The organism is Primorskyibacter flagellatus, from assembly GCF_900176485.1.
In the GTDB taxonomy this organism is placed as follows: domain Bacteria; phylum Pseudomonadota; class Alphaproteobacteria; order Rhodobacterales; family Rhodobacteraceae; genus Primorskyibacter; species Primorskyibacter flagellatus.
Genome location: NZ_FWYD01000002.1, coordinates 510,983 through 527,099, shown reverse-complemented (window position 1 = coordinate 527,099; position 16,117 = coordinate 510,983). Strand labels below are relative to the sequence as shown.

Sequence of the window (16,117 nt, the reverse complement as noted above, 5' to 3'; positions counted from 1 at the left end):
TTGGATCAACCTGCATTTCAGCGTTTGATGTTCGTGGTTTCCTGAAGCATTTCGTCGACGGTTTGGATAACCTTGGCGTTGGACGAATAGGCCCTTTGGGTTTGGATCATGTCCGTCAGTTCATTTGCCACGTCAGTCGTCGACTCCTCGCGTGCAAATGTGGCGATTTCGCCCGTAGGCCCGTCACCGGAGTTCCACAGGAAATACGCACCGCTTTCAGGCGAATGGCTGTAAGTTTGCTTGTCCATAGCCTTGAGCCCGTTCGGGTTGGGCACATCAACAAGCGGCACCTGATAAATTGTGCGCGTGATACCAGTATCGAAATAGGCGTGAACCATGCCCGTTTCATCGACCTCCACCGACGTCATGTTGCCGACCGGCGAACCGTCCTTGGAAACATCCAGCGGCGCGAACGTGTCGCCTAGCTGGGTCAGCCCGTCATTCTGGTTGAGCCTTCCGATACTGATTTCCATGGGGCCGCCATCCACATTGACAATCGCGGTGCCGGTTGTGCCGTCATAAGTGCCGCCGGAGATTGTCGTCACGCTGGCGAGGTTGCCGCCAGAGCCGCGACTGTCGTCGAATGTCAGCGTATATTCGCCAATCACAGCGCCGCCCGAGGCACTGTCACGCAGCACCATGGTCCATTCATTCGAAGTTCCCGAAGCCGGCACCGTAGGTGTAAAGCTTGCCTCTATATTCTCCGAACGGCCCATATTGTCGAAATACTCAACCGAGAGAGGCTGCGCGGTTCCTGGCGATCCCGCATCCGTCATGGTCGCTGGCAGATTGACACCCAATGACATCCGCGTTGTGGGTTCAGCAGAGAACTGATTCAGGTTGACGCGCACAGGTTCAAGCCCGTCGCTGGAATCGCGAGAAAAAGTTCCAATGCTGCCGTCCGAATTTGCCGGCCAGCCGAGCAGCATCAGATCATTCGTGCTGCGCAGATACCCTTCTGAATCTGTCCGAAACGACCCTGTCGTGGTCAGCAGCATCTTTGGATTGCCGTTCCCTGCTTCCACATCCGTGGCCCGCGCCACCGGCAGAAACCCGCGATTGCGGACAGCCAAATCGTTGGCGTTGGAGGTCGAAATAAGCGGGCCGTCCTGGCCAATCAGTCGCTGTGTCGTCGCCCTGACTCCGCCCGCGGAATATGTACCACCGCCTGACGCCAGCACCATCGACTGAAAATCCGTTTCCACCCGCTTGTATCCGTAGGTGGAAGAGTTTGAGATGTTGTCGGAAATTGTACCAAGCCGTGTGGCATTGCTTGCAAGCCCGGCAACACCTGCATTTAGCGAACTGGAAATGGTCATACGCGAGCCCTTCTGCTGCATCGAGTCGATCTCTGAGCAACAGATACGCTCGCTCGCTTAACAGCCCGCTAATGACCTTGAATTTCCTTCATCAAGTTTCTCTTCATGTTCAGATATTGGTGCGAAGGAAGATGACCTCAACACGGTTATTGCGTACGGACATCGGATTGAAGTTTGCCAGATCCCTATCAGCATGTCCCGTCAGTCTTGCAAAGCGTTCTGGCATAAGTCTTTCTGATTCAAGAAGCTTTCTGACAGCATCAGCGCGCGCGGAGGACTGGTCCCACACTGGCCGGGATGTCATCACAACCGGGACTGACCGGACATGGCCCTCGATCGCTACCGGGTTGGTGACAATTTTAGACGCCTCGGCAAGAGCCGCAACAATCGACTCCAACATTGCTGTCGGCTCCATGTCATCCGTAAACAGCGGTGTTTCTTCGAGATCGTGCATCTCGATCACAAGCCCTTCATCCGTCACTTTGGTCACGATGTGCCGAAGCATCTCGTCCGCCAGCATACTTTCGCCACTTCGACCCAAAAGCGCTTCTTCCACAGCGGCGAACTGTTCATCCTGGGCATCGTCCTTATCCTCGTCCGAGCCAGCATCCGACCATCCACGCGCTTGGTTGGATTCTGTCGGTCGCAGGCTGCTTGACCCGGTCCCGGTCTGCGGCAAGGCATCTTCCGTGAAGATGCTGTTTCCACCGAAATTTCCATCCCCGCCACCGGCAATCCGACTGATCGCGATGGTCGGACTGAAATAATCCGCGATGCCCTGACGTTGTTTTTCCGTTGTCGCGTTCAGAAGCCACATCAACATGAAAAAGGCCATCATTGCGGTCACGAAGTCCGCATATGCAACCTTCCAAGCACCACCATGGTGTCCGTCGGCCGCAACAACCTTTTTCCGTTTGATGATGACAACCGGCGACGCATTTGTTTGCGCAACCATATCTACCACCTTTTTCTCACCCGACTTCAGACCTATCAAGGCAACCGTTACGCCCCCCTTAACAATTAAAAATGAGCAGTTAATTGCCGTCGCGGCCGTCAGATACGGCCAGACGTGCCGTTTATCCCACAAACATTTTGCTGTGAGCCTTCAGGCAATAGACTTGCGTGCGCCATTGGCTTAGCAAAAGAAAGATGCGCCTACACGACGAACGGATCCAGACATGACGCAAACCGGCCTGACAAGATACACTGGCTCTTGGCGTGGCCGAGCATTGTGCGCCGCGAGCATTCTTGCACTGATGACAGCGCTGCCGAGTACACTGGCGCTTGCGCAAGGCTTACCGGGGTACAACCTATATGGCAGCCCTGGTCTGATTGACATGCCAACCGCAGGCCCCGCCCCGGATGCAACGCTGGCAACCACCGTTTCGCGGTTTGGCGACACCACGCGCGCTACTTTGAATTTCCAGATCACGCCCCGCCTGTCCGGCAGCTTCCGCTACTCGGCAATCGAGAACTTTCCGGCACCGGGCAACGTCAATGGGCGATATTTCGACCGCAGTTTCGATCTGCGCTATGAACTTCTGACCGAAACACAGACCCTTCCGGCGATCACCGTGGGGCTTCAGGATTTCATCGGAACCGGTCTTTATGGCGGCGAATACCTTGTCGCTACAAAAGAGCTGGTGCCGGGACTACGCGTCACCGGCGGTTTGGGCTGGGGTCGGTTGGGCAGCTATGGTGCCATCGGCGACACGGGTGACCGCCCGGCAGAGCTTTTGGGTCAGGGTGGCGTGCCGACCTACGATCGCTGGTTCCGGGGTGATGTTGCGCCTTTCGGCGGGGTCAGCTATTCGCCGAACAAAAGCCTGACATTTAAGCTGGAATACTCTTCGGACGACTACGTTCAGGAAAGCACTACCGGACAGTTTGATCGGGAATCTCCGTGGAACTACGGGATTGACTATCGCTTTAACAATGGCAACCAGTTGTCCTTGTATCATGTATACGGGACCGAAGTCGGCGCACAGTTCACGCTCTTTACCAACCCCAAGCGCGCTCAGGTCCCCGGTGGCACCGAAACTGCACCGCTTCCGGTTGCAGTTCGAAGCCCGGCCGCGGTGCAGGACCTGGGGTGGACAACGGACTCTGCCGCGACATCGGCCAATGCAAAATCTGCCTTGAAATCATCCTTGGAACGCGAGGGCCTAGTTTTAGAAGCGCTGAAGCTTGAACCACGCCGCGCCACGATCCGGCTTCGCAATCCACGGTACGGTGCCGCGCCGCAAGCAATTGGTCGTACGGCACGCGCCATGAGCCGCGTCCTGCCGGCTTCGGTGGAAGAATTCGTCATCGTCCCCGTTGTCAACGGAATGGCCATGTCTGCCGTATCAATCCAGCGAAGCGATCTTGAGGCGCTTGAAAATGATGCCGCGACAGAAATGCTGGCGAAGGCGCGCATTCTGGATGGCTATAACATGGCCCCTGCCCCCGAAGCCGGACTTTATCCGCGCTTCACCTGGGCGTTCAATCCGTATATCGCGCTCAGCGCATTTGATCCGGACAACCCCGTGCGCGCCGACGCGGGCGTCCGCCTGAAAGCTGATTACCGGGTTTTGCCGAATCTCGTGCTGTCCGGCGCCGTGACCAAGAAAATCGGCGGCAATCTGGATGATGTAACGCGTAATGACCCATCAGGACTGCCCCGCGTGCGAACCGACTATGCGAAATATTCCAAAGAGGGTGATCCGGCGATCGAACATCTGACGCTTGCCGCCTATGGACGTCCGGGCAAGAACCTCTACAGCCGCGTGACGTTGGGCTACCTTGAAGAGATGTACGCGGGTGCCTCGGGAGAGTTGCTGTGGAAGCAGGTCGGCAGTCCGCTGGCCTTGGGCGTCGAGCTGAACTTCGTCAAGCAGCGCGATTATGATCAGATGCTGGGCCTTCGGGACTATGAGGTTCTGACTGGCCACGCCTCGGCCTATTACGATTTCGGCAACGGCTTTCACGGGCAGCTGGATGTGGGCCGCTATCTTGCAGGCGATTATGGTGCCACTGTCGCGCTGGACCGTGAATTTGCAAACGGCTGGCGTGTCGGGGCTTTTGCGACCTTTACTGATGTTTCTTATGACGATTTTGGCGAAGGCTCTTTCGACAAGGGCATTCGGCTGTCGATCCCGCTGGGCTGGGTGCTGGGACAGCCCTCTCGTCAGGCCAACAACGCCGAGATCAAGTCTCTGACCCGGGATGGCGGCGCACGGCTGAATGTTGATGGACGGTTGTACGAACAGGTCCGTGATTACCACCGGCCGGAATTGGCCAAGACCTGGGGAAAGTTCTGGAGATGATCATACCACGCATTTCACGCGTCCTCCTCGCCCTTGCTGCACTGATCGGGCTGGCATCCTGTGGCAACGACACGGCCCAAGAGCAGCGCACGGAAGTGTTTAAACAGTTGGTGAACGGCACGGTGGCGAGATCGCGCAAGACGGAACCGCCGCAGGTCACTGTCGCACAGATCAATCAGGCTCTCGCGACAAAGGCCGGACCACTGGCGCTGGTAACGGTTGAATCCCGCAAGGCAAGTGCGCTGGTCATTCAGATCGCTCAAAACGGACACTACCGGACTTACGCAACCGAACAACGGCAAACGCTGACCTTCCGCGGTGGCATGATTACATCGACACGCGGGCTTGGTGGCGATCTGATGTCATCCGAAGAAAACGCGTTGCTGTCCCTGGTCTCGCGCAAATCCGGCGGTTCAGCGCCCTACACGATGCGCTTTTTGACCGGCGAGGATGTCACGGCAACGTCACAATATACCTGCGCAGTCTCGCGTGACGGTACGGCACCGGTGAAACTGGGTGCGATCAACACCGTAGCCCAGAAAATGACAGCGCAATGCATCGGGCCGGACGGTTCGTTCAGCAATACCTACCTCGTGGATGGCGCCGGCGACATTGTCAGCACAAGGCAATGGCTTGGAACGTTCACAGGGTATGTTGCGGCGCAGCAGCTTCGGAAATAGCCGTGCCCGTGACCTTAATGGAGTGAGATACGCCGGAACACCGTCGCCAGCATCAGCTTTAGGTCGCCACACACCGTCCTGCGCTGTGCGTATATCAGATCCAAACGCGCCTTTCTGGGTACACAGCGTTTTGTATAGACGGCCTCGGTTTCCTCTGCCGTCTGGCAAGGTGCCAACAACTGCTCTTCAGTACGATGATAAGCCAAAGTCGCCATCCCGGTGATCCCGGGGCGCGACTTCAGAACTTCGTGGTAAATTTCCGGAAACTGCTCGACATAGCGCCGTAAAGGCGGGCGCGGTCCTACGAAACTGATATCACCACGCAGCACATTCCAAAGCTGCGGAATTTCGTCGAGCCTGTGCCGACGCAGGAATTGGCCCGCTGGCGTAATCCGCGACGACTTGTCCCCGCCCGACACGCCACTATCGGCGGGGTCAACGCTCATGGTCCGAAACTTCCAAAGCTGAAACCCTTCATCCACAGATTTCATCCGCTCCGAAATGTAGAAGATCGGACGGCCCTCCTTGATCAGCAAAACCGCGGCAATCAGTACTCCAACAGGCAGCAAAACGACTGCCAGCAAGGCAGCGCAGATCAGATCGGTCAGGCGTTTTGCCGAAGTCATTGCGTCTCCGCCCTACTGCGCCAAGTCTCTAACAGCCTATCGGGGTCCGCTGAAGACATGGGTAAAGGGGCAATCTTCTGCAAGCGCGTCGTGTCCAGTTCCACCAGGGCATTGGCATTCTCAGACGCTTCCTTCCAGGCAATATCGCAGCCGGCGGCTTCTGCAATCGCCTGCATCGACGTCGCTTTCGGAGCCGACATGTTGACCAGGAAAGGCGCGTCATCCAAGGGACAACGAAGCAGTCCTACAAGGGCATGCAGAAAATCTTGCGGTGCGATGTAGCTTCTGCGAGGCCCCTGCCCGTCTGCAAACCTATCCAGAGTGACATGTGGGCTGGCGCGCATCGTGGCAAACAGACTGTCCGCACCAGCAACATTGCCGATCCGCATCAGGCAAGGCTTCGGCCCGTATGGATGCGCCGCATACCAGTCCGCAACCGCGTGCTCCATCTCCAGTTTGGCGCGGCCGTAATCATTCTGCGGATCGCCTGGAATGTCCTCTGACAGCGGATGTAATGACGGCTTGTAGATTGCGGCGGACGAGCAATGCAGCACACGTTCTGCGTTTAGTTGATGAGCAAGGGTTTGAGCCTCGATCGCCAATATTCCATTGTCACTCAGATCGGCTCGCTGCCCCGGCGTTACGCCCCAAAGTGCAATCACCGCATGTACCGGACCGACTTGCAGAGGCCCGTCGCCCGGCTGCCACCGTACGCCACCTTCCGGAGTGACAGGGTCGCGAAAAATTGAGACAAGCTCAAATCCCGGCGGTGGCGCGTTTTCCCAGGCAGCCCGGAACATCGTCCCCAGCTTGCCACCTGCACCAAGAAGCAGCGCCCGCTTTATTTGCGTCATTCCGGTCACACCTTCCAGAACCGACCCTCTCCATCTCGGCGACAAACTGACAAGAAAGCATGCGCATCGCAGCTGCACAGGTCTGACCAATTCAACCGAGCCGACCAAGACCGTTTGTCATGCGCGCCGCGTCCCAAAGTCCGTCGAGAAATATGTCCGATGTTGCACCGGACATATGATTGTTCAGCGCGTATAACCCTCGCGACCAATGCTTTCATACGCCACAAAGCCTGCGCGTTCTGCGTCCGTCGGTGAGTAGACGTTGCGCAGATCCGCCAAACGAGCTGTCGTCATGCTCTCCGCGATCCGCTTCAAATCCAGCGCGCGAAATTCGTTCCATTCGGTCAGAACCACAACCAGATCGGCCTTGTCAGCGGACTCATAGGGATCCTCGACCCAGGTCACGCCGGGCAAAAGCGCCTCTCCTTCGTGGCGTCCTTGCGGGTCACAAGCCTTAACCTTCGCCCCACCGCCAACAAGCGCGGGCACGATGGTCAGGGAAGGCGCGTCGCGCATATCATCGGTGTTGGGCTTGAATGTCACGCCCAGCACGGCGACCGTCTTGCCATTGAACGAACCGCCGCAGAGATCAAGCAGCTTGTCGATCATCCGGCGCTTGATCTCTTCATTGACCTTGATGACCGTTTCGGTGATCTGCATCGGGACCGCATGTTCTTGGCCTATCCGTGCCAACGCCTTGGTATCTTTAGGGAAACATGATCCACCATAGCCCGGACCTGCGTGCAGAAACTTGTTGCCGATCCGGTTGTCCATGCCGACGCCCTTTGACACCTGCTTTACATCCGCGCCGACTTTTTCGCACAAAGCGGCGATCTCGTTGATAAAGGTGATCTTGGTGGCGAGAAAGGCGTTCGCGGCATATTTGATCATCTCGGCGGATTCCAGATCGGTGGTCACGATCGGGAAGTCGCGCAGATACAGGGGCCGATAAATATCGGCCATCACTTCTGCCGCACGATCAGTCTGAACACCAACAACCACGCGGTCCGGCTTCATGAAATCGTCAATCGCCGCGCCTTCGCGCAGAAATTCGGGGTTCGAGGCAACATCGAAATCCAGTGACGGGTTGGCCTTTTTGACGACCTCGCCGACCTGACGGTTTGTCCCGACCGGGACGGTCGATTTGGTGACGATCACCACATATTCCTTGGCAACGCGCGCGATCTCTTCCGCGGCGGCCATCACATAGGTCAAATCCGCGTGACCATCACCGCGACGCGTGGGTGTCCCGACCGCGATGAAAACCGCATCGGCACCGGTCACTGCCTTCTCCAGGTCCATGGTAAAGGTCAGGCGGCCGGCTTCGACGTTCTTGTTCATAAGTAGGTCAAGACCCGGCTCAAAAATCGGAACTTCACCGTTTTCCAGCCGCTCGATCTTGCGGGGATCCTTGTCCACACAAACTACTTCGTGACCGAAATCAGAGAAACAGACCCCTGAAACCAGCCCAACATAACCCGTCCCGATCATTGCGATCTTCATGGGAGCTTCCTTTCACATTCAATTGGCGGAGTTTTTGCGGTCTTTGCGGCCTTTCGTCAACAACCACGGTCGGCAGACGGTAAATCTTGCAGAAATTCGTGTATTTGTGACGCAAGATACGACGCGGCCCAACTGAACGACCCTACTATACCGACCGTGAAAGATACCCGCTCCTTCGGACCAAGGCTGAAGAGATGGGCTTCGCAAATGTTTGTCCTTATGCTGTTAACCTATAGCGGCGACACACGAAACGTCACATAGTCACACCATGAATATTCCCCGTTTTGTCACACAAAATGCGCCCTGGTTGCTGGCTGGTGGTTTTCTGGCTTTCTTGTCGGGCTTTGGGCAAACGTACTTCATTTCGATCTTTGCCGGAGAAATCCGGACAGAGTTCAATCTGTCACATGGTCAATGGGGCGGGATCTATACACTCGGCACGTCGATCTCTGCGCTGGTCATGGTCTGGGCCGGCGGGTTGACCGATATTTTCCGGGCACGGTCACTGGGTTCGGTTGTTCTGCTCATTCTGGCGCTGGCCTGTGTGAGCATGTCATTGGCACAGCACAGCTGGGTATTGGTTGGCGTCATTTTCTTTCTGCGTCTGCTTGGTCAGGGCATGCTAAGCCATATCGCCGTAGTGTCCGTGTCCCGTTGGTTCGTTGCGACGCGCGGTAAAGCCCTGATGTGCGTAGGCCTCGGGTTTTCAATCGGCGAAGCCACTCTACCCGTGACTTTTGTCGCGGCCATGAAGGTTCTGGGATGGCGAGAGCTTTGGCTGGTGGCCGCGGGCATCTCGATTCTGGCAATTCCCTTGCTTTGGACTTTGCTGAGAACCGAAAGAACACCGCAATCCATGGCCGATACGGGTGTGTCCTTGGGCATGGCGGGCCGCCATTGGAGCAGACCACAAGCGTTCAAACATTGGTTGTTCTGGTTCATGGTGCCCGCCCTTTTGGGTCCAGCCGCATTTTCCACCGCATTTTTCTTCAACCAGGTCTATTTCGCCAGCGTGAAAGGCATTGAACATATTCAATTGGTCGCGTTCTTTCCGCTGTTCACTGCGGTATCCGTGATTTCGATGATCATATCCGGCTGGCTGCTGGACAAATTGGGCACAGCACGGCTGATCCCATGGTTTCAACTGCCGATGGTGATCGCGTTTGGTTTGTTCGGAACCGGCCAATCGCCGCTCATGATTGCCTTGGGGCTGGTATTTATGGGGATGACAGCGGGCGCCAACACCACGTTGCCCAACGCGTTCTGGGCAGAGTTTTATGGCACCCGCAGCCTTGGGTCGATCAAAGCGATGGCCGCGGCTGTCATGGTGTTGGGATCGGCCTTGGGGCCGGGCCTGACGGGCGTCTTGATTGACCTCGATGTCGGAATTCAGATCCAATATCTTGGCGCGGCAGGATACTTTCTGTTTACCAGTGCGCTAATGGCGATTGGTGTCGGTCGCGCCCGTCCACTTCTTGCCATGAACATTTAACGGTTCTTTCGGAGGTAGACATAGTAAGCGCCAGTGCCGCCGTGACGGATATGTGCTTCAGAAATTTGCATCACCGCCTGACCCAGAGGTGCCATCCGCAACCACATGGGCACCTGTTGCTTCAGCACCCCACGCCTACGCGGCGCGGGATCGTGTGGATCATGCCGCGCGCCCTTGCCGGTGATGATCAGAACCAACCTATGCCCCCTGGATTGCGCCCGCAAGATAAAGCCTGTCAGCGCACCATGCGCCTGATCCAGAGTCATTCCATGCAGGTCCAGACGCGCATCAGGCAGAAGTTTGCCGCGCTTGAGTCGGGTAAAGGCCTTTTTGTCCATCTGGACCGGATCGGTGCTTAACCGATCCTTGATACTTGGGGGCAGGGTGGCCTGACTGTCTCGTTTACGGCTGCGTTCGCCGACCTCAAACCGGGTCAGTGGCTGCGGTGGGTTTGGTTCCGGCTGGACAGCGGGCTTTTGTGCAGGTTTTGCCGGTTTCGGCTGAAAGACCTTGCGCACATCAAGCCGTTCCGTATTTTTTGTTACTTGCCGCCAGAGATCAAGCTCGTCAGGGCGCACGCGCCGCTTGCTCATTGGACAGCCTCGGGCAAGGTTTCGGAGACGTGCTGTATCGGCATCAACACGGCCATCCGCCCGGTATCTTTCAGCTTGCCGGCTGCCCGTCCTGCCTTATCGCCCGTTCCAAAAAATATATCGGCCCGTTGCGCCCCTTTAATGGCGGATCCGGTATCCTGCGCGACCATAAGTCGGCGGATCGGATCTTTACCATCTTTTTCAACCCAAACAGGCGCGCCCAGAGGTGTAAAAACCGGGTCCACAGCGATGGATCGTCCGGTTGTGACGGACCGGTTCATTGCGCCCAGAGGACCAAGATGCGCGGGAACCTCGCTAACCTCGCGGAAAAAAACGTAAGATGGGTTGTGATAAAGCAGATCTTCCCCTTCTCGCGGATTGCGCCGGATCCAGTTCTTGATGACCTGGGCGGACACTTGATGCGCGTCATACACGCCGCGGCGCACCAGCTCTTTGCCAATGCTGCGATACGGGTGGCCATTGGCACCGCCGTACCCAACACGAAGGAACCCTCCGTCCGGTAGCCGAACCCTGCCAGATCCTTGTATTTGCAAGAAAAAAAGCTCTACAGGATCATCGACCCACGCAATTTCCAATCCGCGATCATGCAAATACCCGCCACTAAGAATATCGCGTCGCGTCAGCCAAGGCGACACCTCGCGCGCCTCAGGCGGCAACGCGTAAATTGGAAAGCGATAGGTTTCAGTCTGAACCCGAGAGCCATGCAACTCCGGCTCGAAATAGCCAGTGAACAGCGCGTCAGCGCCATCCTCGATCAACACAGGCCGAAAAAACAGCTCGAAAAACGCTTTGGCATCAGTCTGCTCCGCAGCGACGGTACCCAGCGCGCGCCAAGCGGGGTCTTTCATATCGCTGCATGTCGTCAAAAATACATCAAGCGCAGCCTGATGATCATCAGTTTCCCATCCGTCAAGCTGCTGAAAATCCAGCAACTTGTGGACCGGCTTGCTCTGCGCTGCGGTTTCGTTTCCGGACATCACCACCCCCGCAAACACTGTTGACCGCAGCGTTTCGATCATTCGCCGGTTGCGACCAGTTGCCAATTGGGGTCGTCTGCACCCATCGCGCGGGCAAAGGTCCACACATCTTTCTGACGTTTGATCTGGGTTGCGCTGCCCTCGATAATCTCGCCGGCCCGATCACGTACCACAGAGGTAAGTTCGCCCACGAACCTCACCGTGATTTCAGCCAGCCGGGTCTCGTCATGGAACTCAGCATCGCTAAGTGAAAGTTCGCGTACGCCGACAAACTCCGCTTCGATGGTCAAGCCCTGAGCCTCGCGCGATTCAACAACTTCGGCGAAAGACTGATAAACATCATCGGCAAGGAATGGTTTGATCTCGGCCAAATCGCCACGCTCGAAGCCCATAAGGATCATCTCATAGGCGCCACGCGCACCCTGCAAGAAGTCAGCGACACCAAACTCCGGTTCCGCAGCTTTCATTTTTGCCAATGCCTTGGCTGCCGACGAGCCATCGGGCACATGATCAATGATGTCGCGATCCGGTCCGCCTTCGATCACCGAAAGATCGGGCTTGCGCCGAGCCGAACTGGCCTTCGGAGTTTTTTGCGTCGGCTCAAAGCCATCACGGGTTCCAAGAACGCTCCTCAAGCGCAGAATCAGAAAAATCACGATGCCTGCAAGCACCAGAAGTTGTAAAATAGGAGAGCTCATTCGGTCCTCTTTTCTGGCACGCATGGAAACAGCCGATTAGGTTTCTTATGTAGGGGCTGAGGTGGAGCAAGTCCACCATGCCCGCCCTGAAAGGAGCATTGCAGATGTGGCTGTTTTTAGCATTCCTGTCGATCCCGTTGATCGAAATCGCATTATTCATCCAAGTCGGTGGACTGATCGGGCTTTGGCCGACACTCGCGATTGTGATCTTGACGGCGATCCTGGGCACATGGCTCGTACGGTCGCAAGGGGCATTGGCAATTGCCAACCTACGGGAATCATTCTCGGATTTGAGGGATCCGACTGAACATCTGGCACATGGAGCCATGATATTGTTCTCTGGTGCGCTGCTGTTGACGCCCGGTTTTTTCACGGACGCTGCCGGGTTTGCCCTGCTGGCACCACCGGTGCGACGCGCGGTCTACCGTTGGGCGCGCAAACGTGTAAAGGTTCAAAAGTTCGAAATGGGAGCGCAACCGGGGCGCCGTGCTCCTCCCAATTCCGGACGGGCAGGTCCAAATGACGTGATAGACGGCGAATTTACAGAGGTTGATCCGACCAAACGTCCGACGCATGAGCCACCGTCGGGTTGGACAAAGCACTGATCTGAGGATTGAGACCGCTGCCTGTACCTGCTAATCCGGGGAAGACAGCATTTATGCCATTGGGAGAGACGACGTATGGCCGAAGAGAATGGGGCCCAGGCCCCCGAAGCTGCCGCAGCAGCAGCGCAAAACATGAAAATGAACATCCTTGCGCAGTTTGTGCGCGATATGTCGTTTGAAAACATCCTTTCGCAGAAAGGTGCCACCGGCGAAGTGCAGCCTGACGTCACCGTGCAGGTTAACCTTGATGCGAAGAAGCGTAGCGCGGACAACCAGTACGAAGTCGTTCTGAAACTCAAGGTCGACAGCAAGGCCAAGGAAAGCGGCGAGCATCTGTTCCTGTTGGAGCTGGATTACGCCGGCGTTTTCCAGATCGAAGGTGTACCAGAAGAGCAGCTGCATCCTTTTCTGCTGATCGAATGCCCGCGGATGCTGTTTCCCTTCGTGCGCCGCATCGTATCAGATGTGACCCGCGATGGTGGATTCCCACCGCTAAACCTCGAGAATATTGATTTTCTTCAGCTTTACCGTGCGGAAATTCAACGTCGTCAGGCCGAAAAGCCAAAGGCTGACGCCTGACGTTCTGATACAAGTCAAGCGCGCTAGCCCTTGAGCCAAAGCGCGCCATCCCCCAGCTTTTCGACAAAGGCGGCATGTGCCGCCTTTTCCTTTTCTGTGAGATGCGAGGGCAGGGGCGTCGGCCTACGCGATGGGCGCCAATCGTCATTCTCGCCTCCGGACTTCGCATCGCGGATCGGCGCGAGCGCAAAATCCGGCTGCTTGCCCCCGATGAGTTCCAGATAGACCTCTGCCAGGATCTCGCTATCCAGCAACGCGCCGTGAAGCGTCCGGCTGGCATTGTCGATGCCAAACCGCCGACAAAGGGCATCCAGCGACGCCGGCGAGCCTGGAAACTTCTTTCGGGCAATCGCCAGCGTGTCTATCGCTTGCTCCCAAGGAAGCTGTGGCTTCTTGAGCCAGCGAAGCTCTGCGTTAAGAAACTTCATGTCAAAGCTGGCATTGTGGATCACCAGTTTGGAATCGCCCACAAATTCCAGAAACTCGTCTGCAATCTTCGCGAAAACCGGTTTGTCCCGCAAAAATTCGTCGCCAAGCCCATGCACTTCGAACGCGTCTTGCGGCATGCCCCGTTCGGGATTGATATACTGGTGATAGGTCCGTCCCGTTGGAACATGGTTCAACAACTCCACGCCGCCAATCTCGACAATGCGGTCGCCAGCTTCGGGATCGAAACCAGTGGTTTCGGTGTCCATCACGATTTCACGCATCACGCATCCGCCTTTTGATGTCAGTCACCACATGCTGCACGTCCGCGCGAGCCTGGTCCATGGTCGTCGTATCAATGACATAGTCTGCACGGGCAAGCTTGTCAGCGATCGGCAGCTGTTGCGCCAAGATCATCTCAAATTGGGTAACGCTCATTGTTTCTCTATCCAGCACACGTTGCCGCTGGATCTCTGGCGAAACAGACACACAAGCCACGGCATCAAATTCCGCCTGGCTGTTCGTTTCAAAAAGTAGCGGTATATCGAACACGCAAATCGTTGCTTTCGTGTCGGTTACAAATTGTAATCGGTCCTCGCGTACAAGCGGATGGATGATGGATTCGATGCGTTTCAGCGCGGTGTTGTCGTCCGAGATAATCCGTTTCAACGCCTCTCGGCAAACTTCGCCGTTGATGATCGCATCAGGGAACTCTGCTTGCATCAAGGGGACGGCCGCACCGGAATAGAGACGATGTACGGCAGCGTCGGCATCCCATATATCACAGCCTTCCTCCGCGAACAGTCGCGCGGTGGTGGATTTACCCATCCCGATTGAGCCTGTCAGGCCGAGCCGAAAGGTCATGACCTGCCCGAAGTTTCACATGCCGTCATGCTTCCACAACCCCGCTGATCGTCAGATACCCCAACAGCTCCAGCAGCGGCAGCCCGAGGATCGTGAAATAGTCGCCCTCAACCCGCGCAAACAGACGTACCCCTTCTTCTTCCAACTTATATCCCCCTACGGAATGCTGAATGCTCTGCCAATTTCGGTCGATGTAACCATCAATATAGTTTTCGGAGAAGGCGCGCATCGTCAGCCGGGCGGTCGATACATGACGCCATGTCGGCTTTCCGTCCTTATATATTACCGCCGCAGACAAAAGCTGATGCTTGCGATCCCGCAACAACATCAACTGGTCGCGCGCCTCCTGGGGCGTCGCAGGCTTGGCGATGATCTTCCGATCAACCGCCAGTACTTGATCACATCCCAGAACGAGGTGGTCAGGCGCTTTGCTACTGGCTTTCTTTGCCTTCATTTCTGCCAAGGTATCCGCAACATCGCGTGGTGGCGCGCCTTCCGCCTCCAAGGCGCGTCGTACGGAAATTTCATCAATTGTAGCTGGCGCCACACGTATCTGTACACCCGCGTTGCGTAAAAGCTGTGCCCGGATCGCAGAGCGTGACGCAAGAACCAGCTCGTTAGTCATGTGGATGAATCCGTGGGTTTGTTACGGGGTTTGTTAGGGAACAGTACTGGGGAAAATTGATCGGCATTGCAACCTGGGGAGATCTAGCAAGGTCTGGGAACCACGCAGCGCGGTTGCACACAGTGGAAAAGCATAATCTGTGCCTTGTGGACGTTCATGTCTGATAGAGCATACGCCACAACACTACCGGATTTATCCACTCCTTATAAATTATTCAAGTCATTGAATAACAATGATTAATTACTAATAATTCGCGTTTTACCAACACTTGTTTGCTCTTATGACGACGACAGTTATCCGCATGGGATAACTGCCGGCACAGATCAATGATCCACAGCAAAACGTCACCCTACTTCTTAATCATCTTTTCTATATCTCTTTATTTAATTAAGAACTCTGCACCGTCCGAAGGAGTTTGTGATGTCTGATATGCTCAGCTTGGCCTACCCATGGATCAAGGCCATTCATATCATGGCTGTGATCTCCTGGATGGCTGGTCTGTTCTACCTGCCCAGGTTGTTCGTCTATCACGCCGAGCGGACCAAGACAGGTGACGCGACAGATGCTACCTTTCAGATCATGGAAGTGAAGCTACTTCGCGCGATCATGTTGCCGTCAATGATCACGACATGGCTTTTTGGACTTGCATTGGTTCTGACGCCTGGAATCGTTGACTGGACACAGGTTTGGCCGTGGAGCAAAGCGGCTGCTGTGCTTGGGATGACGTGGTTTCATCATTGGCTGGGCGTGCGCCGCAAAAACTTTGTGCGCGGCGAGAATGTTTTGTCCGGTCGGCAATTTCGATTGATGAACGAGGTTCCGACGCTTTTGATGGTCGTGATTGTGTTCTCCGTCGTAGTGAAATTCTGACGGGAATTGACTTCGATGTATAGTCTGCCTATGTAGCGTCAAACCGCCCCGTCCGGGGTGCGTATTCTCTGACACAT

17 protein-coding genes are annotated in these 16,117 nt (G+C 56.0%); 6 read left to right on the top strand and 11 right to left on the bottom strand.

The features are described 5' to 3' along the window. Positions 1 to 17 precede the first annotated feature (17 nt). Together B8991_RS05340 and B8991_RS05335 are read right to left on the bottom strand one after the other, a co-directional pair. The gene (locus B8991_RS05340; protein ID WP_179141428.1) at positions 18 to 1,319 is read right to left on the bottom strand and encodes a flagellar hook protein FlgE; all 1,302 of its coding nucleotides are present in this window, start codon (positions 1,317 to 1,319) and stop codon (positions 18 to 20) included. 109 nt (positions 1,320 to 1,428) lie between these two features. Further along, positions 1,429 to 2,274, bottom strand: a complete 846-nt coding sequence (locus tag B8991_RS05335) for a flagellar motor protein MotB (RefSeq protein ID WP_084351040.1) — start codon at positions 2,272 to 2,274, stop codon at positions 1,429 to 1,431. 301 nt (positions 2,275 to 2,575) lie between these two features. Between B8991_RS05335 and B8991_RS05330 the strand changes: the two genes are divergently transcribed. Together B8991_RS05330 and B8991_RS05325 are read left to right on the top strand one after the other, a co-directional pair. Next, positions 2,576 to 4,627 (top strand): YjbH domain-containing protein, encoded by a 2,052-nt coding sequence (locus B8991_RS05330; RefSeq protein ID WP_084351180.1) that lies wholly within the window; start codon positions 2,576 to 2,578, stop codon positions 4,625 to 4,627. Further along, positions 4,624 to 5,307, top strand: coding sequence for a YjbF family lipoprotein (locus B8991_RS05325; protein WP_084351038.1), 684 nt, complete (start codon positions 4,624 to 4,626; stop codon positions 5,305 to 5,307). The genes B8991_RS05330 and B8991_RS05325 overlap by 4 nt, the downstream gene beginning before the upstream one ends. 14 nt (positions 5,308 to 5,321) lie before the next feature. Here the strand turns inward: B8991_RS05325 and B8991_RS05320 are convergent, their stop codons facing one another. The 3 genes from B8991_RS05320 to B8991_RS05310 form a co-directional block, all read right to left on the bottom strand. Beyond that, complete coding sequence (locus tag B8991_RS05320; RefSeq protein WP_084351036.1) at positions 5,322 to 5,933, bottom strand: sugar transferase; 612 nt, start codon at positions 5,931 to 5,933, stop codon at positions 5,322 to 5,324. Beyond that, positions 5,930 to 6,733 carry an NAD-dependent epimerase/dehydratase family protein gene (locus B8991_RS05315; RefSeq protein WP_268876728.1) on the bottom strand — a complete coding sequence of 268 codons (804 nt, stop codon included), beginning with the start codon at positions 6,731 to 6,733 and terminating at the stop codon, positions 5,930 to 5,932. The genes B8991_RS05320 and B8991_RS05315 overlap by 4 nt, the downstream gene beginning before the upstream one ends. Before the next feature lie 237 nt (positions 6,734 to 6,970). After that, positions 6,971 to 8,290: a UDP-glucose dehydrogenase family protein gene (locus B8991_RS05310; protein WP_084351032.1), complete on the bottom strand. Its 1,320-nt coding sequence runs from the start codon at positions 8,288 to 8,290 to the stop codon at positions 6,971 to 6,973. Positions 8,291 to 8,558: 268 nt separating this feature from the next. Between B8991_RS05310 and B8991_RS05305 the strand changes: the two genes are divergently transcribed. Further along, positions 8,559 to 9,782 carry an MFS transporter gene (locus B8991_RS05305; RefSeq protein ID WP_084351030.1) on the top strand — a complete coding sequence of 408 codons (1,224 nt, stop codon included), beginning with the start codon at positions 8,559 to 8,561 and terminating at the stop codon, positions 9,780 to 9,782. Here the strand turns inward: B8991_RS05305 and B8991_RS05300 are convergent. Genes B8991_RS05300 through B8991_RS05290 form a run of 3 tightly spaced genes read right to left on the bottom strand, consistent with a single transcriptional unit; the run spans position 9,779 to position 12,071 of the window. Next, the gene (locus tag B8991_RS05300) at positions 9,779 to 10,375 is read right to left on the bottom strand and encodes a Smr/MutS family protein (protein WP_084351028.1); all 597 of its coding nucleotides are present in this window, start codon (positions 10,373 to 10,375) and stop codon (positions 9,779 to 9,781) included. The two genes, B8991_RS05305 and B8991_RS05300, sit on opposite strands and share 4 nt — an antisense overlap. Next, on the bottom strand, positions 10,372 to 11,415 hold the full coding sequence (mltA, locus tag B8991_RS05295) for a murein transglycosylase A (RefSeq protein WP_084351026.1): 1,044 nt from the start codon (positions 11,413 to 11,415) through the stop codon (positions 10,372 to 10,374). Before mltA ends, B8991_RS05300 begins: the two co-directional genes overlap by 4 nt. Continuing rightward, positions 11,412 to 12,071 (bottom strand): Tim44/TimA family putative adaptor protein, encoded by a 660-nt coding sequence (locus tag B8991_RS05290; protein ID WP_084351024.1) that lies wholly within the window; start codon positions 12,069 to 12,071, stop codon positions 11,412 to 11,414. The genes mltA and B8991_RS05290 overlap by 4 nt, the downstream gene beginning before the upstream one ends. Before the next feature lie 104 nt (positions 12,072 to 12,175). Here B8991_RS05290 and B8991_RS05285 point away from each other — a divergent pair, with 104 nt between their 5' ends. Next, the gene (locus B8991_RS05285; protein ID WP_084351022.1) at positions 12,176 to 12,676 is read left to right on the top strand and encodes an FxsA family protein; all 501 of its coding nucleotides are present in this window, start codon (positions 12,176 to 12,178) and stop codon (positions 12,674 to 12,676) included. 75 nt (positions 12,677 to 12,751) lie between these two features. Then, entirely contained in the window at positions 12,752 to 13,255 is a 504-nt protein-coding gene (secB, locus tag B8991_RS05280) for a protein-export chaperone SecB (RefSeq protein WP_084351021.1), read from the top strand. 23 nt (positions 13,256 to 13,278) lie between these two features. On the opposite strand, the gene dnaQ is transcribed toward secB, so the two are convergent. From dnaQ to B8991_RS05265, 3 genes are read right to left on the bottom strand one after another with little or no spacing between them, the layout of a single operon-like run. After that, a complete protein-coding gene (gene dnaQ, locus B8991_RS05275; RefSeq protein WP_084351019.1) occupies positions 13,279 to 13,965 on the bottom strand; it encodes a DNA polymerase III subunit epsilon in 687 nt (228 codons plus the stop codon). Then, positions 13,958 to 14,545 carry a dephospho-CoA kinase gene (coaE, locus tag B8991_RS05270; protein ID WP_084351017.1) on the bottom strand — a complete coding sequence of 196 codons (588 nt, stop codon included), beginning with the start codon at positions 14,543 to 14,545 and terminating at the stop codon, positions 13,958 to 13,960. Before coaE ends, dnaQ begins: the two co-directional genes overlap by 8 nt. Positions 14,546 to 14,570: 25 nt before the next feature. After that, positions 14,571 to 15,170 (bottom strand): Maf family protein, encoded by a 600-nt coding sequence (locus tag B8991_RS05265; RefSeq protein WP_084351015.1) that lies wholly within the window; start codon positions 15,168 to 15,170, stop codon positions 14,571 to 14,573. Between the two features lie 420 nt (positions 15,171 to 15,590). Between B8991_RS05265 and hemJ the strand changes: the two genes are divergently transcribed. After that, positions 15,591 to 16,040 (top strand): protoporphyrinogen oxidase HemJ, encoded by a 450-nt coding sequence (gene hemJ / locus B8991_RS05260; RefSeq protein WP_084351013.1) that lies wholly within the window; start codon positions 15,591 to 15,593, stop codon positions 16,038 to 16,040. The last annotated feature ends 77 nt before the right edge of the window (positions 16,041 to 16,117 follow it).

Excerpts from the sequence above, each read along its gene's own strand:
- mltA (WP_084351026.1), bottom strand. The coding sequence starts at position 11,415 with ATGATCGAAACGCTGCGGTCAACAGTGTTTGCGGGGGTGGTGATGTCC.
- B8991_RS05335 (WP_084351040.1), bottom strand. The coding sequence starts at position 2,274 with ATGGTTGCGCAAACAAATGCGTCGCCGGTTGTCATCATCAAACGGAAA.
- B8991_RS05290 (WP_084351024.1), bottom strand. The coding sequence starts at position 12,071 with ATGAGCTCTCCTATTTTACAACTTCTGGTGCTTGCAGGCATCGTGATT.
- dnaQ (WP_084351019.1), bottom strand. The coding sequence starts at position 13,965 with ATGCGTGAAATCGTGATGGACACCGAAACCACTGGTTTCGATCCCGAA.
- B8991_RS05340 (WP_179141428.1), bottom strand. The coding sequence starts at position 1,319 with ATGACCATTTCCAGTTCGCTAAATGCAGGTGTTGCCGGGCTTGCAAGC.
- coaE (WP_084351017.1), bottom strand. The coding sequence starts at position 14,545 with ATGACCTTTCGGCTCGGCCTGACAGGCTCAATCGGGATGGGTAAATCC.
- B8991_RS05285 (WP_084351022.1), top strand. The coding sequence starts at position 12,176 with ATGTGGCTGTTTTTAGCATTCCTGTCGATCCCGTTGATCGAAATCGCA.
- B8991_RS05320 (WP_084351036.1), bottom strand. The coding sequence starts at position 5,933 with ATGACTTCGGCAAAACGCCTGACCGATCTGATCTGCGCTGCCTTGCTG.
- B8991_RS05265 (WP_084351015.1), bottom strand. The coding sequence starts at position 15,170 with ATGACTAACGAGCTGGTTCTTGCGTCACGCTCTGCGATCCGGGCACAG.
- B8991_RS05310 (WP_084351032.1), bottom strand. The coding sequence starts at position 8,290 with ATGAAGATCGCAATGATCGGGACGGGTTATGTTGGGCTGGTTTCAGGG.
- hemJ (WP_084351013.1), top strand. The coding sequence starts at position 15,591 with ATGTCTGATATGCTCAGCTTGGCCTACCCATGGATCAAGGCCATTCAT.
- secB (WP_084351021.1), top strand. The coding sequence starts at position 12,752 with ATGGCCGAAGAGAATGGGGCCCAGGCCCCCGAAGCTGCCGCAGCAGCA.
- B8991_RS05330 (WP_084351180.1), top strand. The coding sequence starts at position 2,576 with ATGACAGCGCTGCCGAGTACACTGGCGCTTGCGCAAGGCTTACCGGGG.
- B8991_RS05300 (WP_084351028.1), bottom strand. The coding sequence starts at position 10,375 with ATGAGCAAGCGGCGCGTGCGCCCTGACGAGCTTGATCTCTGGCGGCAA.
- B8991_RS05325 (WP_084351038.1), top strand. The coding sequence starts at position 4,624 with ATGATCATACCACGCATTTCACGCGTCCTCCTCGCCCTTGCTGCACTG.
- B8991_RS05315 (WP_268876728.1), bottom strand. The coding sequence starts at position 6,733 with ATGTTCCGGGCTGCCTGGGAAAACGCGCCACCGCCGGGATTTGAGCTT.
- B8991_RS05305 (WP_084351030.1), top strand. The coding sequence starts at position 8,559 with ATGAATATTCCCCGTTTTGTCACACAAAATGCGCCCTGGTTGCTGGCT.